Below are 24,373 nucleotides of genomic sequence, written 5' to 3'. Positions count from 1 at the left end.
TCTACTTCACCGGCGTCAGCACGTCGAGCCCCACGTAGGGACGCAACGCCTGCGGGACCACCACGGACCCGTCGGCCTGCTGGTGGTTCTCCAGGATCGCCACGATCCAGCGGGTCGTGGCGAGCGTGCCGTTGAGCGTGGCCAGGTGCTGCGGCTTGCCGTCCTTGTCGCGGTAGCGGACGGCGAGCCTGCGGGCCTGGAACTCCGTGCAGTTGGACGTCGAGGTCAGCTCGCGGTAGCGGCCCTGCGTGGGGATCCACGCCTCGCAGTCGAACTTGCGGGCCGCCGACATGCCGAGATCGCCCGCCGCCGTGTCGATGATCCGGTACGGCACCTCGATCTTGGCCAGCATCTCCTTCTCCCAGGCGAGCAGCCGCTGGTGCTCCTCGTGGGCGTCCTCAGGCCGCACGTACGAGAACATCTCCACCTTGTCGAACTGGTGGACCCGGATGATGCCCCTGGTGTCCTTGCCGTACGAGCCCGCCTCGCGGCGGAAGCACGACGACCAGCCCGCGTAACGCAGCGGCAGCTCGTCGGCGCTGATGATCTCCTGGGCGTGGTAGCCGGCCAGCGCCACCTCGGAGGTGCCGACGAGGTAGAGGTCGTCCTCGGGGAGCCGGTAGATCTCCTTGTCGTGGGCCACGTGGAAGCCGGTGCCCTGCATGGTCTCCGGCTTGACGAGCACGGGCGTGATCATCGGCGTGAACCCGGCCTCGATCGCCTGCTGCATGGCCATGTTGAGCAGGCCGAGTTGCAGCCGCGCGCCGACGCCCTTGAGGAAGAAGAAGCGCGAGCCCGAGACCTTGGCGCCGCGCTCCATGTCGATGGCGCCGAGGGCCTCACCCAGCTCCAGGTGGTCCTTCGGCTCGAAGTCGAACGCGCGGGGCTCGCCGTGCGTCTCCAGCACCACGTAGTCGTCCTCGCCGCCGGGCGGCGCGCCCTCCTCCACGATGTTGGGCACCGACTGGAGCAGCTCGTCGAGCTCGGCGCCCAGCTTCTCGGCCTCCGACTCGGCGGTCTTGACCTGGCCCGCGAGGTCCTTGGCGCGCTGGAGCAGCGCGGCCTTCTCCTCGCCCTGCGCCTTGGAGACCGACTTGCCCATGCTCTTCTGCTCGGCGCGCATGGACTCGAACGAGGTCAGCGCGGATCGGCGGCGCTCGTCGAGGTCGAGCAGCGTGTCGACGACCGAGTCGTCCTCGCCGCGGGCACGCTGCGACGCCCGTAGCCGGTCGGGGTCCTCACGAAGGGTACGCAGGTCAATCACAAGGAAAGGCTACCGGCGGACGGAGGCACCGCGCCCCTGCTTTCCCCGCACCCCGGCTCGCGTCTCAGACCTGACCGGCCCGGACCCCGGCCTCCTCAGACCTGATCGGCCCGAACCCTCGGCTTCCGGCTCAGACCTGACCGGCCCTGATCCTGGCCAGCCAGTCACCGGCCTCCGCGAACTCCGGGTCGGACGTCCCGCGCTTGATCTGCGGCGTCATGCCGTCGGCCCGCGGGTAGCTCCCCAGGAACCGCACCTCACCACAGATCCGGTGCAGCCCGGCGATCGCCTCGCCCACCCGGGCGTCGGCCACGTGCCCCTCGAAGTCGAAGTGGAAGAAGTACCGCCCGATCCCGTCACCGGTCGGCCGCGACTCGATGCGCGTCAGGTTGACCCCGCGCACGGAGAACTCGGTCAGCATCTCCAGCAGCGCGCCCGGGTGGTCGTCGGCCAGGAAGACCACCAGCGTGGTGCGGTCGGAGCCGGTCGCCTCCGGCAGCGGCCCCGGCCGGCTCACCTTGACGAACCTGGTCACGGTGTCGGACCTGTCGCCGATGTCGGTGGCCAGCTCCACCAGCCCGTAGTGCTCCCCGGCGATGCGCGCGGCGATCGCGGCGTCGTACGGCGAGCCGGGCAGCGACACCTCCTGCGCGGCGGCCGCGGTCGAGGGGGCGGCCACCACGACGGCGTCGGGCAGCTCACGCGCGATGAAGGCGCGGCACTGCGTGATGGCGGCGGGGTGCGTGTAGACCCGCTTGATGTGCGGAATCTCGGTGTCGGGCCGGGCCAGCAGCGAGAACTGCACCGGCAGCAGCAGCTCGGCGTTGATCAGCAACGGCTCGCCCCAGGCGAACTCGTCGAGCGTGGTGGTGATCGCACCCTCGATCGAGTTCTCCAGCGGGACCACGGCGCCGTCGGCGTCACCGGAGCGGGCGGCGTTGAGCGCGGCGCTCACGGTCGCGCACGGCAGCCGCTCGGCGGTGGGGTCGAGGAGCCGCAGGGCCTCTTCGGTGAAGGTGCCTTCGGGTCCGAGATAGGCGAGTCTGGGCATACTTACAGGCTATCCGCAGGTGGACAGCACCCGCGGCCATTTCACCCACCGACTCCGGCAAGAGCCGCGCAGAGCAGCTTCACGCCGCTCAAGGCACGCTCGAAGCCGCTCGGAGCAGCTTCACGCCCCTCAGAAGCTTCACGCCGCTCAGAGCAGCTGCGAGGCCCGGCAGGCCACCACGGGCCCGAGCCCGAGCCGCGCCGCCCGCACCGCCTCTTCCTCCTCCGGCGACAGCGGCTGCTGCCCCTTGCCGCCCACCACGGTCCGCACGTAGGTGCGGGTCTCGCTGCGCCCGTTGATGGACGTCAGCACGATCCCGTCACCCAGCCCGTTGATCATCGCCACCGAGAACGACATCCTCCCGGTCATCTCCGCGAGCGCGTCGTACTGGCACACGGCGACGTCGCGCACCGCCTTGAGATCGCCCCGCCCCTGGCTGATCTGCAAGGACAGCAGCCGCTGGCAGTCCTCCACCGTCGCCCTGGCCTGCCGCAGCGCCAGGTGGCCGATCATCACGCCACTGATGCCGGCGACGACACCCACGATCACCCATGTGGTAACGAGCACGGCACAGACAGTAATGGCTGAGTCAAGCGATCTGTCGGCGTTTCGGCAGCCAGGACACCAACAACCACACCAGTGCCACCGCGCCCAGCCCGAACCCGTTCTGCACGATCTTGCCCAACACCAGGCTGACCCCGGGAATGTCGAGTCTGATCAGCGACACCCCCCACCACGGCACCGGCACCACGTAGTACAACCACACCCCGACGGCCACCCGCACCCGGACGGGATCCCGCCCGTCGCCCACGATGGCCCCGAGCACCACGACCACCCACGCCAGGTGGTGGATCCAGGCCACCGGCGACAGCAACACCGCCATCAACCCCACCAGCGCGACCGCCGCGAACGTGTCACCCGCCCGGTACGCGTCCCGCGCCCCCCGGAAACCGAACCACCCCACCACGCCCACGGCCACCAGCCAGATCAGCGAGGTCAGCCACTCCTGCGGCAGGTACAGCCGGATCAGCATGCCCCTGATCGACTGGTTGGTGGTCGCCGCGTTCGCGCCGAGCCGTTCGGGATCGAGCAGCGCCCTGAACCAGAAGTCCGCCGCGTCCTGCGGCATCACCGCGAACGGCAGCAGCGTCAGCACCGCCGCCACGAACGACGCCATGAAGAGCGTCCGCCACTGCCGCGTGACCAGCAGATAGATCAGGAAGACCCCGGGCGTCAGCTTGACCGCGGTCGCCAGCCCGATCAGGAACCCCCTCGGCCACCACGGCCGCCTGACCACGCAGTCGGCCAGGCAGAGGGCGACCAGCAGGATGTCCACCTGCCCGAACCTGACCTGGTCCCTGATCGGCATCAGGTACGTGCACATCACCATGAGCAGCGCGAACGCCCACGGCGCGTACCTCCGCAGCGACTCCCGCTCCAGCGCCTGCCGGAAGGAGAGCCACACGGTCACCGCCAGCGCCACGAAGACCCCGGCCGTCCACACCCACTGCGCCGTCTCCCACGACATCGCGGCCAGCAGAACGGCCAGCATCGCGGCGATGGGCGGGTACGTGAACGGCAGCAGCTGCGGGGCGGGCGTGACGTAGTCGTACACCGGCCGTCCGTCCAGCAACATCTGGCCGCCGGTACGGTAAACGTCCAGGTCAACGAGCCGCTGGTCGTCGGGGTTCGTCAGCCACTGCTGCACCAGCGGCGCCACGGCCGCCGCGACCATGAGCACCACGATCGCCCACGCCCACCACTGCCGCCGGATCACCCGCACCTCGCCACTTGTCACGGTGTGGCACGTTACCGTGGCTGTTGTTGATCGAGGGGCAGACTACTGGGGGTCCGTACATGCCGAACGCCACGCCGTGCCCGCCCCGGGGCCGGTACGGGGCGCGCCACCGCCTCGGCCGTCTAGCCACCCGCCCCCTCGCCGCCACCCTCCTCGCTCTGACCCTCACCCCCTTCCTCACCACCCCAGCCCTGAGCGCCACCGCCCCGACTCATACGGGCTGGAGCCCGAGCACCGCCTCGGCCACCGCCGATCTGGACGCGCGCAACAGCACAACTACAGGCGTGCACCCGCACACCAGCAACACCACAGACCTTGACGCGCACAACCGCACCGTCGCGGGCTCGGGCTCGGGCTCGGGCAGCCGCGCCACCACAAGCGTGCGTGGAGGCACCACCACAGCAACGAGCGACGCCACAGCCCAGACGCCCACCAAGACACCCGTCCAGGCCGCGCCCCAGACCGCGCTCCAGGCCACGCCCCAGACCACGCCCCAGCGCCGGGTGGCCCTCATCGGCGTCCCCGGCCTGGAGTGGAGCGACCTGGACGAGACCAGAACCCCGAACCTGTGGCGCCTGGCGGCCCAGGGAGCGTCGGCCTCGCTCTCCACCCGAGCCGTCCCACCCCCGGACCGCGGCATCACCTGCCCCATAGCCGGCTGGCTGACCGTCTCGGCGGGCCAGCGGGCCGGCACCGAAGGCAAGGGCTGCCCACCCCCGCCCACACCCCAGCAGAACGGCGACGGTGCCACGATCCCGAACTGGCGCGCCTTGAGCGCATACCAGGCGGAGACCGGCTACGACGCCAAGCTCGGCACCCTAGGCCAGCTCGTCGTGGACGGCGGCGGCAAGGTGGCCGCGATCGGCGCGGGCGCCGCGCTGGCGGCGGCCGACAAGTCAGGAAATATCGCCAAATACGCCACCAATCTCGACTCCCTGGGCGACCCCAGCCCCTACCACCTGATCGTCTTCGACGCCGACGCCCTCGCCACCGCCTGGGCCAAACAGCCCCTCGACGAGTACGGCGTCCCCACCCCCCTCCCCACCGCAGCCCGCCAGGCGGCGGTCACGGAGCTGGACCAGCACATCGGCACCCTGATCAGCCGGCTCCCCGCCGACACCACGATCCTGGTCGCGGGCATCTCGGACGTCACCCCGAACGCCCACCTCCACCTCGCCCTCGCCACCGGCCCCTCCCCGGGCGGCAAGCCCTACCCGCACGGTCACCTCACCGCGACCTCCACCCGCCAGGACGCCCTGGTCGCGATCACCGACCTCACCGCCACCACCATCCAGCTCCTGGGCCTCCCCGCCGCCCGCGAGGTCGTCGGCCGCCCCTGGCAGCCCGGCGGCGCCGCCCCCGCCACCCCGTCCGGCACGGTGACGGAGCTGGCGGACGCGGACCTCGCCAGCCAGGTGCTGCGCGAGGTGCGCGGCCCGTTCTTCGCCGTCCTGGTCACGGTCCAGCTGCTCTTCTACGCCTTCGCCGCCCTCGCCCTCCGCCTGCGCCGCCGCCGCTCCCCGAACGCCGCCACACCACGGAACGCCGAAGGTGCAGGAAGCGTGGGATCCGCGGACGCGGGTGCTGGCGTGCGCGGCGGTGCGGAGGCTGGCCTCGGCGCTCGCCAGGGCACGAGCACCGATGCAAGCGCAGGCGCAGGCGCGGACGGTGGTGCAAGCACAGGCGCGAGTGCAGGCGCGGGCCTGAGTGCAAGCGCGGGTGCAGGCGCGAGCACGAGCACGGGCGCGGGCGCGGGCGCGGGCGCGGGCACGAGCGAACGCGTAGGCGCCGGTGCCCGAGCGGAGGGGGTGGGTGTCGGGGACGCGAGCACCTCCAAGCTGCTCAAATCCGTGCAAGTAGTAGCCGTGATCAGCGGCGCCATCGCCATCTCCACCTTCCTGGCCCAGCTGATCCCCTGGTGGACCCTCCCCACTCCCATGCTCTCCGTGATCATCACGATCCTCGCCATAGCCGCCCTCATCACCGCCATCGCCTTCGCCGGCCCCTGGCGCTCCCACGTACTGGGCCCCCTCACCACCGTCGCCGCCATCACCTCCCTGGCCCTCCTGATCGACGTCATGACGGGCTCGAAACTCCAGGTCAACGCCGTAACCGGCTACGAGCCCGTGACCGGCGGCCGGTTCTACGGGTTCAGCAACATCGCCTTCGCCATCTACGCCACCGGCACCATCCTCGGCCTGGCCGGGGTGGCTCAGTGGCTGCTCGGCAAGAAGGTGCCGAGGGCGGTGGTCGTCGGGGTGTGCGCGGTGTACGGAGGGTTCGCGATCTTCGCGGACGGGTGGCCCGCCTGGGGGGCGGACTTCGGCGGGGTGCCGGCGTTCGTGGTCGGGCTGGCCGTGTTCCTGTTGCTGCTGTCGGGTAAGCGGGTGTCGGTGCTCAGGCTGGTGGTCGTGGGGTTGGCGGGGGCCGCGATCGTGGGGGTGCTGTCGGTCGTGGACTGGTTGCGGCCCGAAACGCAGCGGACGCACCTGGGGAACTTCGTGCAGCAGATCATCGACGGCCAGGCGTGGACGGTCGTCGGCCGGAAATTCAGTGCCATGGTGGGTGTGACGGTGGGGAACTGGTCGCTAACTCTCCTCTCGCTGGTCGCGCTGGCCTTCCTGTTCCTGGTGCTGGCGCGGCCGTCGCGCTGGGGGGCCGCCGGGCTGGGCCTGGCCTATCGGCAGGCGCCGGTGTTCAGGGCGGGGTTGTTCGGTGCACTGACGTGTGCGTTCGTCGGCTTCCTCATGAACGACTCCGGCATCGCCATTCCCGCCATGGCCCTCACGGTGGCGGTGCCGCTGACGCTCGCGGCCTGCGTGCGGGCCCTGCAGCTCGCCACGCCCACACCACCAGCGCCACGGTCAGAGCCAGCAGCACCCAGGCGAGCCGGGGCCTGAGCTCCCCGCTGAGCCAGCCGAGCTCGGCCGGCACCCCCTCCACCCTGGCAGGCAGGTACGCCAGCGACAGGACCGTCAGGTGCACCACCACGAACAGGTCCAGGGTGGCAGCCGCCACCAGCGCCAGCAGCCCGAACGCCAGCCCGTCGTACCACGGCAGGATGTACGGCGTGGCGAAGAGGTAGGCCACCATCAGCCCCACCGCCACCATCGGGGCGTCCAGCTCGCCGGCCAGGGGCTGTCTGCGTGCGGCCCACCGGAGCAGCGCCCAGGCGACGAGCGCCAGCAGCAGGAGCGAGCCGATCTGGATCTCGCCCCGGTACGCGCTGCCGGTGCCCACCACCGTCTGCAGCCCGCCCTGGACGAGCTTCCACGGTGACGCGTGCGAGATCGATTTGCTCGTCCTGGTCATGGGGCCGATCGCCTCGGGCCCGACGATCGCGTACCCCACGATCACCACCGCGACCGCGCAGCCCGCCATGAGAGCCAGGCGGGCGGGGCGCCGCCGCAGCTCCCAGGCCGGCCCCAGGGCCACCAGCCCGGCGTTGACCTTGATCGCCACCCCGAGGCCCAGCAGCGCGCCCGCGCCGACGGGGCGGCCCCTGGCCAGGAGCGCGGCGACCATGCAGGCGATGGCGAGGGTGTCGACGTGCATGCCCGCGACAAGCTGGTAGAGCAGGAGGGGGTTGGCCGTCCAGAGCAGCGCGGCGCGCAGGCGTCTGGCCGGGTCGTGCCTGGTGAAGCGGTCGAGGAGCAGGGCTGTGGCGATGAACGCGGCGGCGTTGACGAGGGCCAGGACGAAGATCGTCAGCCGGAGCGAGTCGCCGCCGATCCAGCTCGCCAGCGCCTGCACCGCCGTGGCCACGGGGCCGTAGACGCTCGGCTCCTCGCGCCAGGGCTTCTCCACGGCGTCGGCGATGGGGTCGCCGGGCAGGTCAACGGCGCCGTGCGTGTACGGGCTGAGGCCGAGGGTCACCATGCGGCCGTACGCGGCGTAGTTGAGGTGGTCGCCGGAGCCCGACGGCGGCAGGAACGCCAGGATGCCGGCGGCTAGGCAGCCGGCCGCGACGAGCCGCCGTGGGTCGGGCAGCCGGTGCGTGCCGGGACTCCTGAGGGCGAGCAGGGCGGCCAGCAGGCCGAGGCCGCCGAGCAGGATGGCCGCCGCCGCCAGTGCGATCACCAGGTGCGGATCGGGCTCGACGCCCAGGGAGAACGGGGGCTGCCAGGGCGGGCCGCCCAGCGCGGGGACCATCGCCGACGGGCCGAGCACGCCGAGGGCGATGGTGAGCAGGATCGAGACGCCGATCGCCACCGTGGCGGCCCCTGCCGATCGGCTCCGGGCCCGTGGGCGCTGCGTCTGCGAAGTCACCGGGAAATTCCAGCACACTCGCGGGGCGCGTCCGGCCGAAGCACGGCTACTTGTGGACGACCGTGAGCGCGGACGGCGTCAAGCACGGCCGCCTGTGGACGACTGCGCCTACGGGCATCGAGAAACACGGCCGCCTGTGGACAGCCGCACACTGCAGGCCGCGTCGAGCACGGCCGCCTGTGGACGATCGCCTCCGCAGGCCGCGTCGAGCACGGCCACCTGTGGACAACCGCCCCCGCAGGCCGCGTCGAGCACGGCCGGGCCTGTGGACGGCCACGCTCACGGGCAGCATCACCCGCCCGCGCCCGTGCCCACAGGCAGCATCACTCGCCCGTCAGCCCGTCCACCGACTCGCGGATCAGGTCGGCGTGCCCGTTGTGCCGCGCGTACTCCTCGATCATGTGCACCAGGATCCACCGCACACTCACCCGACGCCCGTCGGGCCAGGCGCGCCGGGACAGACGGCCGAGGCCGCCGTCCGCGACCGCCTCGTCGAGCAGGAGGCGGGAGCGGGACACGGCGTCCTGCCAGAGGTCGCGCAGTTCCTCGGGAGTGTCGGCGGCGGCCGAGTGCCAGTCCCAGTCGGGGTCGCTCTTCCAATCCACCGTGGCCCACAGGGGCTGGCCCTCGCGGTCGTGCAGGTGGCGGGAGAACCAGTGGTCCTCGACGTAGGCCAGGTGCTTGAGCATCCCGCCCAGCGTCATCGACGAGACCCCCACGGTGGCCTTGAGCCCGGCCGCGTCCAGCCCGGCGCACTTCCACGCGAAGGTGGCGCGGTGGAACTCCAGGTAACCCACGAGGGTGGCGAGTTCGTCACCGTCGAGGGGAGGTTCGGGGCGGCCCTGCTCGTCTATGTCCGGCATGCCGGAAGTCTAGGACCGATCACCGCCGATGCCGCAGCTTGTCGAGGTTCTGAACGACCACCGGCTCCCGCACCGCCAACGCCCTGGCCACGTCACGCAGCTGCCGTGCCCGGTGCAGCTGCGCCCGCCAGTCGGTGCCCGTGGCCCTGTGGGCCATGTCGACCTCGACCTCGACCACGCGGTAGCGCTTGCGCAGCAGGTCGATGGTCAGCGCGGTCTCCACCCCGAACCCGTGCGCGAGTGGCCGCGCGGCCTCGAACGCGGCCCTGGTCAGGCAGCGTTGCCCGTTGAGCGGCTGGGCGGGGTCGAAGCCGGTGGCCCGGCGGATGCCCTCCTTGGACAGCCGTACGACTAAGCCGTGCCCGCCGAGCCGCACCCGGGTGCTGAACACGGCGATCGTCATGTCCGCCTCGCCCGCGCGTACGGGCTCGATGAGGGGCGCGGCGGCGGCGGCCGTGTCGCCGAGGTCGGCGTCGAGGAAGAGGAGGTGGCGCGGCGCGGCGTCCTCGTCGAGCAGGCGCACGGCCTCGGCGCCCGTCTCCATGGCGGCGGCCTTGCCGCGGTTGCGGCTGTGACGCACCACCCTGGCTCCGGCCGCCCTGGCCACCCTGCCGGTCTGGTCGGCCGAGCCGTCGTCCACGACCACCACGAGGTCGACGCCGGGCAGGGCCGCGGCGGCCTTGACGGTGGCCGCGATGCGGTCGGCCTCGTTGGCGGCGGGAATGATGACAGCCGTGTCGCCACTCACCGGTCATCGCCTCCGCGGCGACGGGAGAACCTCGTCATGAGCCCTCTGCGATGAGGAACTCCTGCGGCACCTCATCATGGACGGTGAACACCGAGTCGAGCCCGGTGACCTGCAGGATCTTGCGTACGGCCGGACGCGGGGCCGCCACTTCCAGCGTCCCGCCCTGCTCTTTCATCCGCTTCAGCGCCGAGAGCAGCACGTTCATCCCCGTGGAGTCGCAGAAATCCACGGCGGACATGTCGATGACCACCCGGCTAGGCCCGTCCTGCAGCAGCCGAGTGAACTCGGACTGCAGGTGGGGCGCCGTATAGAGGTCGATTTCTCCGGTGATGGCAACGAGTGCGCACCCGGCGTGTGATCGAGTCGAGACCTTGAGCTCCACATGGGCAGGCTAGCGGCGCGAGCGCTTCCGGTCACGTTGTCACGCCGATGGGGGAACCACAGGTTTTTGTCCTCCGTTTGGGCTCCATGAAAACGGAGAGTACGCGAAGCTTGACAGCGTGACACGGGAACCGCCACCGCTTCGTGGAGAAGGAGGGGCTGGGGCACGACCGACGGGCCCCGCATCGATGAAAGCAGACAAACCAGAAGACGCTCAGCGCCAGGGCCTCCGAGAACGCCTGGAGACCATCCTCATCAGCACAGACAAGGCGACGTCATGGCATGACCAAGCAGGGCGCCTGCGCGGCCTGGTGAACCACGAAGGCTACGTCCCCATCCGCACCAAACTCGCGATCGAGGACCTCGAGTTCCTCGCCGGGGCACGCACCGAGCTGCTCAGGTTCTCGGAGCTGGGGCTCCGGTTGCTCGATCTGCACCAGCCGCGCGACGCGGGGGGCATCACGAGTGACACCGCCCATCCGATCCTGCGGTGCCGCAGTTGCATGTGGCGCTGGCCGTGCCCGACGTTCCGGGCGATGGCGGAGTCGTTCGGCGAGCCCAGGGACCTCCCGGAGAGCGCCTGAACGGGGATGGCGAAGGGTCAGCCGCCGACCAGGGGCAGCCGGATCTCGAACCGGCACCCCGGCCCGTCGTTGACCACCTCGATCACCCCGTCGTGGGCCTCCACGATCCCCTGCGCGATGGCCAGCCCGAGCCCGGCCCCTCCGTCAGCGGTAGGGGTACGAGCCGTCTCCCCCCGGAAGGCCACCTCGAAGACCCGGGGCAGATCCTCCTCCGGTATCCCCCCGCAGCAGTCGGTGACCGACAGGCAGGCCATGCCCGAGGAGTCGACCCCGGCCCTGAGCACCACGCTCTGGTCGGACGGCGTGTGCCTGATGGCGTTGACCACCAGGTTTCCCAGGGCCCGGCCGAGAGCTCCCGCGTCGGCCTCCACGGGCACCGCGGCGGCCGCCTCGGCCGTGAGCACCACGCCCTTGGCCCTGGCCAGCGGCTCCGCGCCGGCCAGCGTGTCGGCGACCAGGTCCGCGAGCCCGACCCTGGCCCGCGACAGCCGCAGCGCCCCCGCGTGGATCCGTGACAGCTCGAACAGGTCGTCCACCATCCCTGACAGCCGCTCGACCTCCAGCTTGATCTGCCCGTGGTAGCGCGCGACCGTCTCGGGGTCGGACACCACCCCGTCCTCCAGCGCCTCGGCCATGGCGCGCATCCCGGCCAGCGGGGTCCGCAGGTCGTGGCTGACCCAGGCCACCAGCTCGCGCCGCGCCCCCTCCAGGGCCCGCTCCCGCGCGTACGCCTCCTCCAGCGTGTTCGCGATCGTCTGCAACTCGGCAGGCAGCCCGCGCGGCGCCACGAACGGCGCGTGCCGCACCGCCTCCACCAGCCGCCTGCTCTCCCCGACCACCCGTCTGGCCAGCACGAACGCCACGCCCAGGCCCACCAGCCCGCCGACCGCCACCACGCTCAGCACGAAGTCCTTGGTCGCCCCCTCGATGATCATCTTGTTGATGATCGCCACCACGCCGGCCAGCGTGGCGGTCACGGCGACCACCACGACCACGGCCAGCATCACTCCGATGGACCTGGTACGCAGCCGCCACATCAGCCAGATGCCCGACAGCGCGATGAGCAGCCCCAGCCCGGCCGTGACGGCCACGATCATGGGCAGGTCGCCCGGACGGGGCATCAGGAGCCGTCCATGGGCTCGTACCGGTAGCCGACCCCCCAGACGGTGACGATTCTCCGCGGATCCGTCGGATCAGGCTCGATCTTCTCCCGCAGCCGCCGCACGTGCACGGTCACGGTGGAGGAGTCGCCGAACGACCACCCCCACACCTGGTTGAGCAGCGCCGACCGGCTGAACGCCTGGCGCGGGTTGCGCATGAGGTGGGCCAGCAGGTCGAACTCGCGGGCCGTCAGCAGCACCTCCTCGCCCCGCAGCCGTACCTCGTGGGCTCCCACGTCCACCACCAGGTCACCGTCGCGCAGCACGCCGGTGCCGCCGGTAACGGAGGCGCCGCGCGCCCGCCGCAGCACCGACTGCACGCGCAGCGCCAGCTCGCGGGGGCTGAACGGCTTGGTCACGTAGTCGTCGGCGCCGGTCTCCAGCCCGACCACGCGGTCGATCTCCTCGCCGAGCGCGGTCAGCATGATCACCGGGACCGGCCAGCGCTCCCTGAGCTTCCTGCACACCTGCAGGCCGTCGAGCTTGGGCAGCATCAGGTCGAGCACCATGAGGTCGGGCGGCCGGGCCAGCGCCCTGCGCAGCGCCTCGGCGCCGTCGCCGACGCACTCGACCTCGTGCCCGTCACGCTCCAGATAGCGCGCCACGACCTCGGACACGGTCGGGTCGTCGTCCACCACCAGGATGCGTGTGTTCACGCCTTCACGGTACGGCCCCGGCGCCGGGAAGTGATGTGCACGTCATCGCTTCGTAAGGCTCGCGCGATCATGGGCCGAGGACGTACGGTGGCTGCATGGGTAGAGTCGTGATGCTCGTCATAGGGACCTTGCTGGGTCTCTTCGTGCTGTTCAACTTCCTGCTGCCGATGCTGGCAGGCCTGATCAAGCTCGCTCTGATCATCGGCGTCATCGCGGTCCTCGTCTTCGTGGCGGTCGCCGTGGTGGGCAAGTCCTCCCGCTCGCACTGATCTCGATGCAGCTTCTGTTCGACCCGTGGCTGGTGGGGATCACCATGCTGGCGATCCTGCTGCTGGCCACGTGGGCGGCCACCTTGTTGCCCGCCCTCAGCGGAGAGCCGCCGAGCTTCCCGCTGTCCTACGCGCGCCGCACGGCCTTCCAGCGGCAGCGCGACCCCGACGCGGCCGGCCGGTCGCGTCCACGAGCGCCTTAGGCGTGCCCCGCTTCCCTCACACGCAAGCGGGGCTCTCTCGACCATGAGCGAGCCCGGACATCCCCCTTCCAGGAGACAGGGCTCATGATCGATTCTCTTGTCACGTTCGTCATCAGCATGTCCGGCGGCAGCGCCGCGCTCGGGATCGTGCTGTTCACGCTGGCCGTACGGCTGCTGCTGCTGCCGCTCAACATCCGCCAGGCCCGCACCATGAAGATCCGCGAAAGGCTCGCACCGAAGCTGCGTGAGCTGCAGAAACGCCACCAGCGCAACCCCGAGCGGCTGTCGAAGGAGCTGAACGCGCTCTACGCCAGGGAAGGCACCTCGCCGTTCGCCGGGTTCCTGCCGATGCTGGCGCAACTGCCGTTCATGTGGCTGATGTACAACGTCGCCACGCACCAGACGGCGCTCGTCGGCCACCAGCTTTTCGGCGCACCACTGGGCCAGCAGGTCGCCGGGGTGATCTCCAATTACGGTCTGGTCAGCGGACCGGTTTTGGTCTTTGTATTGGTCATCGCGCTGGTCGCAGCGATGGCCTGGCTCTCCGCCAGGCAGATGAAGATCGCCGAGGAGCAGCCGGAGCTGATGAAGAAGATCATGCGGCTGCTGCCGTACGGTTCGGTGCTGGCCGCGCTCGTGCTGCCGCTGGCCGCCGGGCTCTACCTGCTCGTCTCGACGGCATGGGCCGTCACCGAGCGGGCGGCACTCGACAGGCGGCTCCAGCCCGCCTAGCTAGCTGACCTCACGCAGGGCCGCCACCTGCCCGTTCACCGACTGACTGGGAGCGGGCAGGATGGCCCAGACGGTCGTCGTGTCGCCGTCGTGCCTGACCCCCCAGCTCTCGGCCACGTACTCCACGATGCCCAGCCCCCGGCCCCCGAGTGAGGACAGGGTCGGGCGGCCCGCCCGCGGCTCCGTGGCCGCTCCCCCGTCGCTCACCGCCACTTCGATGTGGTCGTCGCTGCGCAGCCAGGCCACCCTGACCATGCCCGACGGCAGCGGATGCGCGTGCCGCAGCGCGTTGCTCAGCAACTCGCTCACCACCAGCACGGCATCGTCGATCGCGGCGGCAAAGACCCCGCTGTCCTGCAGGTCTGTGCTCAGACGCTGGCGGGCGACGGCAACGCTGGACGGCGCGTACGGCAGCAGCACCACGCTTGACACACCCACCTCCCCGTTACCTGTGCCCCCCGCGGGAACACTCCCCGGTACGACCGAAATGCCCCGTTACTCGATCCCAGAAACCGCATCTCGATCACAGCTTGTACACATTGGACGATAGATCAGCTCAACCGTGACCACCTCGTTACCGCATCGGTGTGTCGGATCGGATAGGGGAAGCACACCTGAGGACAAGCCGCATTCTGGTGCCCCCTTCCGGTCTCGGATGCGCGCTGACATCTCCCCCCTGTGCCCTGGCGAGGCTGCGGACGATGTAGAGACCGAGCCCCACTCCACCAAACCGTCTCCGGTCGCCGCTGTCCACCTGGACGAACCGCTCAAAGATCCGCTCCCGGTCAGGCGGGGCGATACCGACCCCCTCATCATCGACGACGACGACCACGTTGTCCTCCTCCGGCCAGGCCTCCACGCTGATCAGCCCGCCCCGCGGCGAGTACTTGAACGCGTTCTCCAGCAGCTGGCCGAGGATGATGTCGGTGGCCAGCGGGTCGCCCAGCACGTACGGCAGCCCGTCCGGCAGGTCCACCTCCACCCGGTGCTTGTCCGACAGCGCGGGCAGCCCCAGAGTGGCCCCGTGGATCCGCTCACCCAGGTCGAACTCCTCGATCCGGACCTTCAGCTCGTCGGCCCCCGCCCTGGCGCCCAGCAGCAGGTGGTCCATCAGCTCGCCCAGCGACCTGGCCCGCTCGGCGATCGTGTGCACGGCCGAGCGCCGCTCGGGATCGCTCATCTTGTCCCAGCGCGAGTCCAGCGTGCTGGCGAAGCCCCGCACGATCGTGATCGGCGTGCGCAGCTCGTGGCTGGTCGTGGCCAGGAACAGGTCCTTGGCCTCCTCCAGCTCCTTGGCCGCGGTCACGTCGCGGAAGTCGACGACGACCTCGCCGGTCTCCTCGATCTGCGCGCTGACCACGTCCAGCCACCGCCCGTTGTCGAGCTGGAAGGTGCCCTTCTCCCCGGCCCCCGGCACGGGGAACGGCGGCGGCCCGCCGATGACGGTCTCGTCGGGCAGCGCGGTCAGCTCGGCCGCGGCCGGGTTCCAGCGCACGACGCGGCCGCTGTGGTCGAGCACGGCGATGCCGTCGGCGCTGGCGTCGAACACCGCGCGCTCGTGCGCCCGCTGCCGCACCGCCTCCTGGTAGGCCACCGCGTTGCCGACCGCGATGCCCGCGTGCCCGGCCAGCAGCTCCAGCAGCTCCAGCTCCAGATGGCCGGGCGTGCTGTTGGCGAACAACGCGTACAGCGCGCCGTACGGCCGCCCGCCCACGGCGGCCAGCCCCAGCGCGATCGTGTGCAATCCGCCCAGCCGGGCCCACACCAGGTCGTCGAGCCCGTTCGACTCCAGCAGCACGGTCTTGCCGGTGCGTAAAAGTTTGTCCACGAGACTCGTCCGCAGGTCGGTGGTGGTCCCCCTGATCGAGGCGGGCAACTGGTACGTGCTGACCAAGCGCAGCCGATCCCCCTCGATCAGTACGAAACCGCCCGCGTCCGCGCCGGTCAGCTCGGTGAGGCTGGCCGAGATCCGGTCCAGCACGGCCGACAGCTCCAGCTCGGAGTTGATGTCGCCGACCACGTCGGTGAGCCGGCGCACCAGCCTGGCCCGGCGTGCCACCCGCTCCCTGGCCACGTGGTCGGCCAGCGCCGGGTGGTAGACGCACACGTAGCCGCCCACGGCGCTGCCCAGGCGCAGGGCGCTGATGTCCACCCGCAGGTCGAGCAGGGTGCCGTTGCTGTGCAGGCGCCTGGTGCGCAGCGAGACGGGCTCGCCGGTGCGCACCCGCTCCAGCGCGGCCGTGTGCTCGGTGGTCAGCTCGTCGGGCACGATGGGCGCCCGGCGCCCGAGCACCTCCTCGGCGCGCCACCCGAACACCCGCTCCGCCGCGGCGTTCCAGACCAGCACACTCTGGTCCCTGTCGAGCGCCACGACGGCGTTGGGCGAGCTGGCGAGCGCCGCGCGAGCGATCTCATCGTCACTACCGGCCCATTCGTCCCCCACTACTCCATAGTGCACGCGGTGCGGTGGGTGCGTCGGGAGATCCGTCCGATACGCTGCGGTCACGGTGATTCCCGGCGGTGGGAGGGTGCGAGGCATGTCGAGCAACGATCTCGATGCCCTGTTGCGGGTGACCTCCAGCACCTATCGGGGTGAGACCCCGCCCGACATCGCCTTCGGCACCTACGACGGCGCGGTGGGCCGGCTGGTGCTGGCCGTGACGGGCAAGGGCATCGCGGCGTGCAGCTTCGAGGCGGAGAACGACGTCTTCGAGCTGCTCACCCGGCACGTGGGCAGCTTCATCGGGCCCGAGGCCAGGCGGCTCGACCCGGTGCGCAGAGAGCTCGACGCGTACTTCTCCGGGCGGCTGCGTACCTTCACCACGCCGGTGGACCTGCGGCTGGCCACGCCGTTCGCACGCACGGTGCTGCAGAAGACGGTGGCCGTGCCCTACGGCACCACCACCACGCTGGAGCAGATCGGCGAGAGCATCGGCCGGCCCCGCGCGCTGCGGGCGATCGGCAACGCGCTGGCCTCCAACCCCGTCTGCGTGATCGTGCCCTGCCACCGGGTGGTGCGCGAGGACGGCGCGCTCGGCGACTACGCGGGCGGCCAGTCCGCCAAGCAGCACCTGCTCAACGTCGAACGGCGGGCCTCGGAGTCAGCAGGCCGATGAGCAGCGTGACCAGCGCGGCCACCAAGGCCCCGCCCAGCGCCCCGTTCATCCACACCTGCCGGGTGAAGCCGATGCTCTCGCGCACGCTCGTCCAGATCCCGTCCCAGGCGGCGATGGTCGGCGTCGAGGTCGTCAGCCAGTAGGCCACGAAGCCCAACGCCCACGGCACCAGCATCGGCCAGCGCGAGGGCGCGTGCTCGTCGGTGTTCCAGCGCCGGGCGCCGCCGAGCAGGAAGTAGTCGACGGCCAGCACCGCGAACATCGGCACGAACACCGCCCCGATCACGCCCAGGAACGCGCCGTACGAGGTCACGTCCACGATCAGGGCGATCACGACGGTCAGCACCCCGATCGCGACGGAGAAGACGCGCCGGTCGACCCGCGGCATCAGGTTCTGCAGCGAGACCGTGGTGGAGTAGACGTTGGCGAAGGACTGGTCGGTCTCGCGCAGCACCAGGACGGCGAAGAACAGCGCGCCCAGCGGCACCGCGACGAACGTGCCGAACACGGCGTCCGCGTCGCCCGCGATGGCCACCGCGTACACGCCCAGCCCGAGGCAGGCCACCTGGGCCAGCGTGTAACCGCCGACCACGCCGGTGAAGGCGGCGCCGGTGGAGCGCGAGTGCCGGGCGAAGTCGGCGGCCATCGGCACCCACGACACCGACAGCGCGATCACGTAGTCGACGGCGGCGGGGAAGGCGGTCCAGGAGCCGCCCTCCTGCGCGGGCGCCGCACGCAGGAAGAACCAGGCGAACCAGATCATCGCGATGATCACGCCGATGGTGACGTACCTGCGCAGCACCCGGATCGAGCCGAGCGGCCAGATCGACAGCGCGGTGGTGAGCACTCCCGCCACGATCACCCACACCGCGTACGGCACCGCGGGGAAGATCGCCCCGGCGCCGGTGGCGATCACCCAGAGCTCGAAGGCGCCCCAGCCGAGCATCTGCACGATGTTCAGCACTGTGGGCGCGTAGGAGATCCGCGCCCCGAACAGCCCGCGCAGCAGCACCATCGACGGCTGCCCCGTCTGCGTGCCGGGGATGGCGGACAGCCCCACCATGGCGGTGCCGATCAGGCTGCCGACCACGGTCGCCACGAGCGCCGCAGCCAGGCTCAGCGGGGCGTTGCCGAGCGGGTTGACCAGGAACATCGCCCCGGAGAAGCCGAGCAGGCTGACGCCGAGGTTCGCCCAGAGCGCGCCCTGGTCGAGCACGCCCAGGGTCTTCGGCGGCCGGCCTTCGAGTGTCAGCGGAACTTCGTCGGCGACATGCGTCATCGCACACTCCCTACGCCGGCATTACCCGGACAGGTTCAGGCGGTCGGCAGCGGCTAGGTAGCTGCCCTCTCAGCCCGGCACCCCGAGCTCCCGCGACGATCTGTAGTTTGCGCCCTCATCATGCCTCAATGACAGCGAAACCGCCATAGTGGGCGGGTTCAGGCGACGTACGGCGGCTGCCCCGTCTCGCTGACCATCGGCTTGCTGGCGGACTCCCACGCCTGCATGCCGCCCCCCACGTTGACCGCGTCGCGCCCGAGCTGGTTGAGCCAGGCCGCCACGTTCATGGAGCGCCCGCCCACCCGGCAGACGACGTAGACGGTGCGGTCGGCGGGCACCTCGTCGACCCGGCCCTGAATCTGGGTCATGGGGATGTGCACGGCCTCGGGGGCGTGCCCGGCCAGCCATTCGTCCTGCTCGCGGACGTCGAGCAGGTAGGCGTCGGAGGGGACGGCGGTGGCCTCGATCTCAGGAACGGTCATGACTCCATCATCTCGCGCCGCTGGTCGTAGGCGGCACGCGCGGCGGCGATCTCCTCCTGGTGCCGCTCGGTCCACGTCACCAGGGACTTGATGGTCTGGTGCAGCGTACGGCCGAGCGGCGTCAGCGCGTAGTCCACGCGGGGCGGCACCACCGGATGGACGGTGCGGCTGACCAGGCCGTCGCGTTCGAGCTGGCGCAGGGTGACGCTGAGCATGCGCTGGCTGATGCCGTCGATCTCGCGGCGCAACTGGGTGAAGCGCAGGCTCTGGCAGTCGAGCAGGGCGATGACCAGCAGCGACCACTTGTCGGCGATGCGGTCGAGTATCTGCCGGACCTCGCAGTCCTCGCGCACGTCCCACTGGCGTACGTCGTAGTCGTCCACGGTGCCTTCGCAGTAACCGAGTGATTCGAAAGTGCCGTCTTCCACGAGATCTCATGCTGTCGCATGATTTTGGCGGTTACAAGAGAGAACCGACCTGCCTATTCGTAACCGGGGGTTCGTTGTGCCTGTCACCGCCCGTACCTGGGGCGTACTGATCGTTTTGTGTGGTGCCATCTTCCTGGAGGGCATCGACGTGGCCATGTTGAACGTCGCCCTGCCGTCCATCCGGGCCGACCTGGGGCTGTCCACGGGCATGCTGAGCGGGGTCGTCAGCGCGTACGTGCTCGGCTACGGCGGCTTCATGCTGCTCGGCGGCCGGGCGGCCGACCTGCTGGGGCGGCGGCGGATGTTCCTGTTCTGGCTGGTGGTGTTCCTGCTCTTCTCGGGGCTCGGCGGTTTCGCGGACGAGGGGTGGGTGCTGCTGGTGGCCAGGTTCGTCACCGGGGTGGCCGCCGCGTTCATGACGCCCGCCGGGCTGTCGCTGATCACCACGAACTTCCCCGAGGGCCCGCAGCGCAACCGGGCCCTGCTGATCTACGCGGGCACGGCCGCGGGCGGCTTCGCGCTGGGGCTGGTGGTCGGCGGGCTGCTGACCGCGATCGGCTGGCGGTGGGTGTTCTTCGCCCCGGTCCTGCTGGCGCTGGTCATCCTGCTCGCCGCCATCCCCCTGATCAAGGACCAGCCGACGCGGCCGGCGGCGGGCGGCTTCGACATCGCGGGCGCGATCAGCATCACCGGCGCGATGATCCTGCTGGTCTACGGCGTCGTACGCCTGGAGCACCCCGCCGACGGCCCCCTGCTGACCGTGGCGTCCTTCGCCGGCGGCCTGGCCCTGCTGGCGATCTTCGTCGCCGTGGAACGCCGCGCGGCCAGCCCGCTGGTCCGGCTCGGGATCCTGCGCTCGGGCCCGCTGGTCCGCGCGAACGTGATGGCCGCGCTGCTGACGGCCTCGTTCTTCGGCTTCCAGTTCCTGGTCACGCTCTACCTCCAGGAGCTGCGCGGCTGGTCCACCATCCAGACGGGGCTGGCCCTGCTGGCGGCCGCCGCGGACGTGGTGCTGGCCCCCACGCTGACGCCGTGGCTGGTCAACCGGTTCGGCAACGCCAAGGTGGTGCTGGGCGGCCTGCTGTCGGGCCTGCTGGCCTACTCGCTGTTCCTCGGGGTGGGCCTGGACTGGACGTACGCGGCCATGCTGCCGTCGATGCTGCTGATCGGCCTGATGTTCGCCTTCGTCTACGGCCCGCTGACGATCGTGGCCACGGACGGCATCGCCGAGCACGAGCAGGGCCTGGCCGGCGGGCTGATCAACTCCTCGTTCCAGTTCGGCGCCGCCCTGGGCCTGTCGATGGTCACCGCCGTGAACGTGGCCGCCCTGGGCGCGGCGACGGACGCCGAGGCCGGGCTGGCGGCGATGCGCACGGCCCTGGTGGTGCCCGTCACGGCCACGCTGCTGGCGGCCGTCGTCGCCGTCGCCGGCCTGCGCACCCGGGTGCGTGAAGAGGTGCTCAGCGCTACTTGAGCAGCTTGGACAGGCGGCGGTCGGCCAGCGGCTTGCCGCCTGTCTGGCAGGTGGGGCAATACTGCAACGACGAGTCGGCGAACGAGACCTCCCTGATCGTGTCGCCGCACACGTCGCAGGGCTGCCCCGCCCGGTTGTGCACGCGCAGGCCCGACTTCTTCTCCGCCTTGAGGTCCTTGGCCGCCAGCCCGTGCGCGCGCTCGACGGCGTCGCGCAGGGTGGTGACGATGGCCTCGTGCAGGTCGGCGATCTGCGCGTCGGTGAGCGTGGCCGCGATCTTGAACGGGGACATCTTCGCGGCGTGCAGCACCTCGTCGGAGTAGGCGTTGCCGATGCCCGCGATCACCTTCTGGTCGCGCAGCAGGCCCTTGATCTGCGTGCGGTTGCCGCCGATGATCCGCTTGAGCGCCTCGACGGTGAAGGACTCGGCGAGCGGGTCGGGGCCGAGCGTGGCAACATTCGGGATCTCGTCCGGATTTTTCGTGACATAGACGGCCAGGCGCTTCTGGGTCCCCGCCTCGGTCAGCTCGAAGCCCGGCGCCAGGCCCTCGTCGTCGGGCGCGAACCGCACCCGTACGGCCAGCGGCCCCTTGCCTGGCCGGACCGGCTTGGCTCCGGACAGGTCCTCGCGCCAGCGCAGCCACCCCGCGCGGGCCAGGTGGATGACCAGGTGCAGGCCGTCACAGTCGAGGTCGAGGAACTTGCCGTGCCTGGCCACACCCGTGACGGTCAGCCCGCCGAGCGCGGTGACCGGCGGGTCGAACGTCTTGAGCGCCTGGACGGCGACCACGTCGACGCCCAGGATCGTGCGACCCACCGCCCGCTCGCGCAGGAAACCGGCGAGAGACTCCACTTCGGGAAGTTCGGGCATGCCACCAGGGTACGTGCCGCACTCACCGGCTAGGGCACGTCCCAGAAGGCCAGCTCGTGCCGCATCCCCTCGGTGAACAGCCGCTCCGCGCGGTCCGGGTCCGGCCGGGCCTCGTCGATCATCCGCCCGATGCGCGTGGTGAGGGCCGCGAACCCCGGGTCCGCGTACGTGTCCACCCAGGCCCGGTAGCGCGGCTCCGCGGGCGGGTGCTCCGCCAGGATGCGCCCCAGGTGGGAATAGCCCCACATGCACGGGTACAGCGCCGCCAGCCCCTCCGCGTACGAGCCCGCCGACTCCAGCAGGAACCCCGTGTACGCCGCGCACGCCGGCCCCTTCACCGCCTTCTCCAGGTCGGCCCCGAACTCCGCCGACATCGTCCGGTGCAGGCTCAGCTCGTCGTGGAAGGTGGTGTGCGCCAGGTCCACCAGGTCGCCCAGGTGCGCGTCGGGCGCCTGCCAGGCCAGCCGGGCGAAGACCCGCACGTAGTCCAGCAGGAACAGGTAGTCCTGCTCCAGCCACGACCGGAACACCGGCTCCGGCAGATCACCGCGCCCGATCCCGGCCACCGTGGGGTGGTCGAGCTGCGCCAGGAGCAGCGGGCGGCCGATGGCGTGCAACCTCTCCGAAACGTTCATGGCTGGGAGGTTAGTGTTCACGGCATGACGGTGACGATCGCCGAGGAGCTCCTCCTGCTCGCCTACAGCGACGACAAGGGCACGCCGCTCATCAACGTCACGCGGCTCGACCCGGCGGTCGCGGGGGCCGTCCTGGCGGAGCTGGCCGTCGCCCGGCGCATCGAGGTGACGGGCAGGCTGCTCAAGAAGCTGACGGTCACCGATCCGGCCCCGCTCGGCGACCAGGAGCTGGACGCCGCCCTGGCCGCCATCGCCGCCAAGCGGGGCACCAGGAGCCCGGCCTGGTGGGTGCACGAGCTGCAGTCGCAGAAGCTGCGCGGCCGCCTGCTCTCCCGGCTGGCGGCGGCGGGCATCCTGAGCGAGCGGCGCGGCAGGGTCCTGGGGCTCTTCCCCGTCACCCGCTGGCCGGAGGCGCACCCCGGGGCGGAGGCGAACGTCAGGGAGCGCGTGTCCGCCGTTCTGGCGGGCGCCCACCCCGACGACCGCACGGCCGCCCTGATCGCGATCACGCACGCGGCCGGGCTGAGCCGCAAGGTGTTCCCCGGCGCGAGCAGAAGGCGCGTCAAGGAGCTCGCCAAGGGCACGTGGGCGGCCGACGCGGTCGCCCAGACCATCTCCGCCATCGGGACCGCCGTCATGACGACCAGCACCTCGTCCTCCAGCGGAAGCGGAAGCGGAAGCGGAGGCGGAGACGGAGGCGGCGGCGGTGACGGGGGCGACGGCGGTGGTGGCGGCGGCGACTGACCCGCCGCCCGCCCGCCTCAGCCGGCGTCCACCACGTCCTTCGGCACCGGCTTGTCCTCCTTCAGCGCGTCGAACAGCGCCAGCGCCTTGGTCCGGTCCCACTTGACCGCCGTGCCGCCGCCGGGGATCACCTCGTTGCCGCCGAACGGCACCACCGTGGTCACCGGGCTGTCGCCCATGGCCAGCCCCAGCGAGAGCATGTTGAACGCGCCCGTGCCCGAGTCGACCTCGACCGCGTCCGTGGCGCTGAAGGCCAGCGGGATCGAGGTGAACGGGTTGAGCAGCACGCCGGGGCTGGCGGCCTTCTTCACCACCGCGCCGAGGAACTGCCGCTGCCGCTTGGTCCGCTCGAAGTCGGGCAGCGCGCCGCCCTTGCGGGTGCGCACGTAACCGAGCGCCTGCGAGCCGCTGAGCGTCTGGACGCCCTTCTTCAGCTTCAGGCCCGCCTTCGGATCGTTCACGGCCGCCCGGACGTTGATCTCGACCCCGCCGATGGCGTCCACGATGTCCACGAACCCGGCGAAGCCGATCTCCATGTAATGGTCGACGTGCACCCCGGTGGCCGCCTCCACGGTGCGGACGAGCAGCTTGGGCCCGCCGATGGCGTACGCGGAGTTGAGCTTGTCACGGCTCTTGCCCGGGATGGTGACGGCCGAGTCGCGCGGCAGGCTGACCAGCGTGGGCTTGTCGCTGCCCTCGGGGATGTGCAGCAACATCATCGAGTCCGTACGCTGCCCGGCCGCCTGCCCCGTGGCCAGCTTCTTGCGCTGGGCGGCGGTCAGGCCCTTGCGGCTGTCGGAGCCGACGAGCAGCCAGTTGGTGCCCGGGGTGTCGGCGGGCCGGCCCTCGTAGTCGTCGAGCACCCCGTCGATGCCCACCAGCCGGGAGTCGACCACGAAGAACAGCGCGAGAGCCGCGACCAGTAACACCACCAGGAACCCGGCGACGATGGTCACGATCGCCTTCAGGGACAGCCGCCTGCGCGGCCCCCTGGGGCCGCCGCGTGACACGGGCCCGCCCGGCCCCTTCGGCGGCTCCTCGCCCCGCGACTTGAACGGCCTGATCGGGCTCTTGCCCGAGCGTGCCCGCCCGTAGACCCGCGAGCTCGACCGGGGCGGCTCGTCCACCCGGGGCGACTCGGGCACCTGGGCGGCGGTGGGAAGTTTGTGCGTGGGCGCTCCCGGCTCCGCCGAGGGGAGCCGGTGAGCGGGCGCGCCCCCCGAGCGCAGGCCGTCACTGGGCCGTGGTGGCAGGGGGCGGCCGTCGCCTGGTGAGCGCATGGCCCGGGTCCGGTCGTCCTCGGTCACTTCGCCTTCTTCCCTTCGCTTTGTCATAGACGCTACGTCCAACCCCCCGCCAGTGAAGT

General features: G+C 71.1%; 26 protein-coding genes and 1 riboswitch. Of the genes, 8 read left to right on the top strand and 18 right to left on the bottom strand.

Annotation, left to right across the window (positions count from 1 at the left end):
* Position 1 precedes the first annotated feature (1 nt).
* From serS to LCN96_RS00810, 4 genes are all read right to left on the bottom strand, one after another.
* Positions 2–1,264, bottom strand: a complete 1,263-nt coding sequence (gene serS, locus LCN96_RS00825) for a serine--tRNA ligase (RefSeq protein ID WP_225270672.1) — start codon at positions 1,262–1,264, stop codon at positions 2–4.
* 130 nt (positions 1,265–1,394) lie between these two features.
* Positions 1,395–2,315 (bottom strand): prephenate dehydratase, encoded by a 921-nt coding sequence (gene pheA / locus LCN96_RS00820; RefSeq protein ID WP_225270671.1) that lies wholly within the window; start codon positions 2,313–2,315, stop codon positions 1,395–1,397.
* A gap of 147 nt (positions 2,316–2,462) precedes the next feature.
* Positions 2,463–2,882 carry a DUF4446 family protein gene (locus LCN96_RS00815; RefSeq protein WP_225270670.1) on the bottom strand — a complete coding sequence of 140 codons (420 nt, stop codon included), beginning with the start codon at positions 2,880–2,882 and terminating at the stop codon, positions 2,463–2,465.
* Positions 2,883–2,904: 22 nt separating this feature from the next.
* The gene (locus tag LCN96_RS00810) at positions 2,905–4,113 is read right to left on the bottom strand and encodes a glycosyltransferase 87 family protein (protein WP_225270669.1); all 1,209 of its coding nucleotides are present in this window, start codon (positions 4,111–4,113) and stop codon (positions 2,905–2,907) included.
* Between the two features lie 284 nt (positions 4,114–4,397).
* On the opposite strand from LCN96_RS00810, the gene LCN96_RS00805 reads away from it, so the two are divergent.
* Positions 4,398–7,013, top strand: a complete 2,616-nt coding sequence (locus LCN96_RS00805) for a hypothetical protein (protein ID WP_225270668.1) — start codon at positions 4,398–4,400, stop codon at positions 7,011–7,013.
* Here LCN96_RS00805 and mptB read toward each other — a convergent pair.
* The 4 genes from mptB to LCN96_RS00785 form a co-directional block, all read right to left on the bottom strand.
* Positions 6,898–8,325, bottom strand: a complete 1,428-nt coding sequence (gene mptB, locus LCN96_RS00800) for a polyprenol phosphomannose-dependent alpha 1,6 mannosyltransferase MptB (protein ID WP_225270667.1) — start codon at positions 8,323–8,325, stop codon at positions 6,898–6,900. The genes LCN96_RS00805 and mptB overlap by 116 nt on opposite strands.
* 380 nt (positions 8,326–8,705) lie before the next feature.
* On the bottom strand, positions 8,706–9,245 hold the full coding sequence (locus LCN96_RS00795) for a DinB family protein (RefSeq protein ID WP_225270666.1): 540 nt from the start codon (positions 9,243–9,245) through the stop codon (positions 8,706–8,708).
* Between the two features lie 19 nt (positions 9,246–9,264).
* Entirely contained in the window at positions 9,265–9,993 is a 729-nt protein-coding gene (locus LCN96_RS00790) for a glycosyltransferase family 2 protein (RefSeq protein WP_225270665.1), read from the bottom strand.
* Positions 9,994–10,027: 34 nt separating this feature from the next.
* On the bottom strand, positions 10,028–10,375 hold the full coding sequence (locus LCN96_RS00785) for an STAS domain-containing protein (protein WP_225270664.1): 348 nt from the start codon (positions 10,373–10,375) through the stop codon (positions 10,028–10,030).
* Between the two features lie 310 nt (positions 10,376–10,685).
* Here LCN96_RS00785 and LCN96_RS00780 point away from each other — a divergent pair, with 310 nt between their 5' ends.
* Positions 10,686–10,958, top strand: coding sequence for a hypothetical protein (locus tag LCN96_RS00780; RefSeq protein WP_225270663.1), 273 nt, complete (start codon positions 10,686–10,688; stop codon positions 10,956–10,958).
* Positions 10,959–10,975: 17 nt separating this feature from the next.
* Here the strand turns inward: LCN96_RS00780 and LCN96_RS00775 are convergent, their stop codons facing one another.
* A complete protein-coding gene (locus LCN96_RS00775) occupies positions 10,976–12,079 on the bottom strand; it encodes a sensor histidine kinase (protein WP_225270662.1) in 1,104 nt (367 codons plus the stop codon).
* A complete protein-coding gene (locus tag LCN96_RS00770; RefSeq protein WP_225270661.1) occupies positions 12,079–12,774 on the bottom strand; it encodes a response regulator transcription factor in 696 nt (231 codons plus the stop codon). Before LCN96_RS00770 ends, LCN96_RS00775 begins: the two co-directional genes overlap by 1 nt.
* A gap of 95 nt (positions 12,775–12,869) precedes the next feature.
* On the opposite strand from LCN96_RS00770, the gene LCN96_RS00765 reads away from it, so the two are divergent.
* The 3 genes from LCN96_RS00765 (at position 12,870) to LCN96_RS00755 (ending at position 13,978) form a co-directional block, all read left to right on the top strand.
* Positions 12,870–13,043 carry a hypothetical protein gene (locus tag LCN96_RS00765; protein ID WP_155128785.1) on the top strand — a complete coding sequence of 58 codons (174 nt, stop codon included), beginning with the start codon at positions 12,870–12,872 and terminating at the stop codon, positions 13,041–13,043.
* 5 nt (positions 13,044–13,048) lie between these two features.
* Positions 13,049–13,246 (top strand): DUF6412 domain-containing protein, encoded by a 198-nt coding sequence (locus LCN96_RS00760; RefSeq protein WP_225270660.1) that lies wholly within the window; start codon positions 13,049–13,051, stop codon positions 13,244–13,246.
* A gap of 84 nt (positions 13,247–13,330) precedes the next feature.
* Positions 13,331–13,978, top strand: coding sequence for a YidC/Oxa1 family membrane protein insertase (locus LCN96_RS00755; protein ID WP_225270659.1), 648 nt, complete (start codon positions 13,331–13,333; stop codon positions 13,976–13,978).
* Here LCN96_RS00755 and LCN96_RS00750 read toward each other — a convergent pair whose 3' ends face one another.
* Together LCN96_RS00750 and LCN96_RS00745 are read right to left on the bottom strand one after the other, a co-directional pair.
* Positions 13,979–14,410: an ATP-binding protein gene (locus tag LCN96_RS00750; protein WP_225270658.1), complete on the bottom strand. Its 432-nt coding sequence runs from the start codon at positions 14,408–14,410 to the stop codon at positions 13,979–13,981.
* 142 nt (positions 14,411–14,552) lie between these two features.
* The gene (locus LCN96_RS00745; RefSeq protein WP_225270657.1) at positions 14,553–16,421 is read right to left on the bottom strand and encodes an ATP-binding protein; all 1,869 of its coding nucleotides are present in this window, start codon (positions 16,419–16,421) and stop codon (positions 14,553–14,555) included.
* Between the two features lie 94 nt (positions 16,422–16,515).
* Here LCN96_RS00745 and LCN96_RS00740 point away from each other — a divergent pair, with 94 nt between their 5' ends.
* On the top strand, positions 16,516–17,094 hold the full coding sequence (locus LCN96_RS00740; protein WP_225270656.1) for a methylated-DNA--[protein]-cysteine S-methyltransferase: 579 nt from the start codon (positions 16,516–16,518) through the stop codon (positions 17,092–17,094).
* Here LCN96_RS00740 and LCN96_RS00735 read toward each other — a convergent pair.
* The 3 genes from LCN96_RS00735 to LCN96_RS00725 form a co-directional block, all read right to left on the bottom strand.
* Entirely contained in the window at positions 17,054–18,373 is a 1,320-nt protein-coding gene (locus LCN96_RS00735; protein ID WP_225270655.1) for a purine-cytosine permease family protein, read from the bottom strand. The two genes, LCN96_RS00740 and LCN96_RS00735, sit on opposite strands and share 41 nt — an antisense overlap.
* A riboswitch (TPP riboswitch) is annotated at positions 18,364–18,477 on the bottom strand. Its footprint overlaps the gene before it by 10 nt.
* 54 nt (positions 18,478–18,531) lie before the next feature.
* Positions 18,532–18,855 (bottom strand): rhodanese-like domain-containing protein, encoded by a 324-nt coding sequence (locus LCN96_RS00730; RefSeq protein ID WP_225270654.1) that lies wholly within the window; start codon positions 18,853–18,855, stop codon positions 18,532–18,534.
* Complete coding sequence (locus tag LCN96_RS00725) at positions 18,852–19,283, bottom strand: winged helix-turn-helix transcriptional regulator (RefSeq protein ID WP_225270653.1); 432 nt, start codon at positions 19,281–19,283, stop codon at positions 18,852–18,854. Before LCN96_RS00725 ends, LCN96_RS00730 begins: the two co-directional genes overlap by 4 nt.
* Before the next feature lie 115 nt (positions 19,284–19,398).
* Here LCN96_RS00725 and LCN96_RS00720 point away from each other — a divergent pair, with 115 nt between their 5' ends.
* Positions 19,399–20,757 (top strand): MFS transporter, encoded by a 1,359-nt coding sequence (locus LCN96_RS00720; RefSeq protein ID WP_225270652.1) that lies wholly within the window; start codon positions 19,399–19,401, stop codon positions 20,755–20,757.
* Here the strand turns inward: LCN96_RS00720 and LCN96_RS00715 are convergent.
* On the bottom strand, positions 20,750–21,628 hold the full coding sequence (locus LCN96_RS00715) for an Fpg/Nei family DNA glycosylase (RefSeq protein ID WP_225270651.1): 879 nt from the start codon (positions 21,626–21,628) through the stop codon (positions 20,750–20,752). The genes LCN96_RS00720 and LCN96_RS00715 overlap by 8 nt on opposite strands.
* A gap of 29 nt (positions 21,629–21,657) precedes the next feature.
* Entirely contained in the window at positions 21,658–22,263 is a 606-nt protein-coding gene (locus tag LCN96_RS00710; RefSeq protein WP_225270650.1) for a TenA family protein, read from the bottom strand.
* A gap of 24 nt (positions 22,264–22,287) precedes the next feature.
* Here LCN96_RS00710 and LCN96_RS00705 point away from each other — a divergent pair, with 24 nt between their 5' ends.
* The gene (locus LCN96_RS00705; RefSeq protein WP_225270649.1) at positions 22,288–23,007 is read left to right on the top strand and encodes a GOLPH3/VPS74 family protein; all 720 of its coding nucleotides are present in this window, start codon (positions 22,288–22,290) and stop codon (positions 23,005–23,007) included.
* A 17-nt stretch (positions 23,008–23,024) separates the two neighbouring features.
* Here the strand turns inward: LCN96_RS00705 and LCN96_RS00700 are convergent, their stop codons facing one another.
* Entirely contained in the window at positions 23,025–24,314 is a 1,290-nt protein-coding gene (locus LCN96_RS00700; protein WP_225270648.1) for an LCP family protein, read from the bottom strand.
* Between the last annotated feature and the right edge of the window lie 59 nt (positions 24,315–24,373).

The sequence above is a fragment of the Nonomuraea gerenzanensis genome (assembly GCF_020215645.1).
GTDB lineage: Bacteria > Actinomycetota > Actinomycetes > Streptosporangiales > Streptosporangiaceae > Nonomuraea > Nonomuraea gerenzanensis.
The sequence above is the reverse complement of the archived record's forward strand: the minus strand, read 5'-3'. Positions and strand labels throughout refer to the sequence as shown.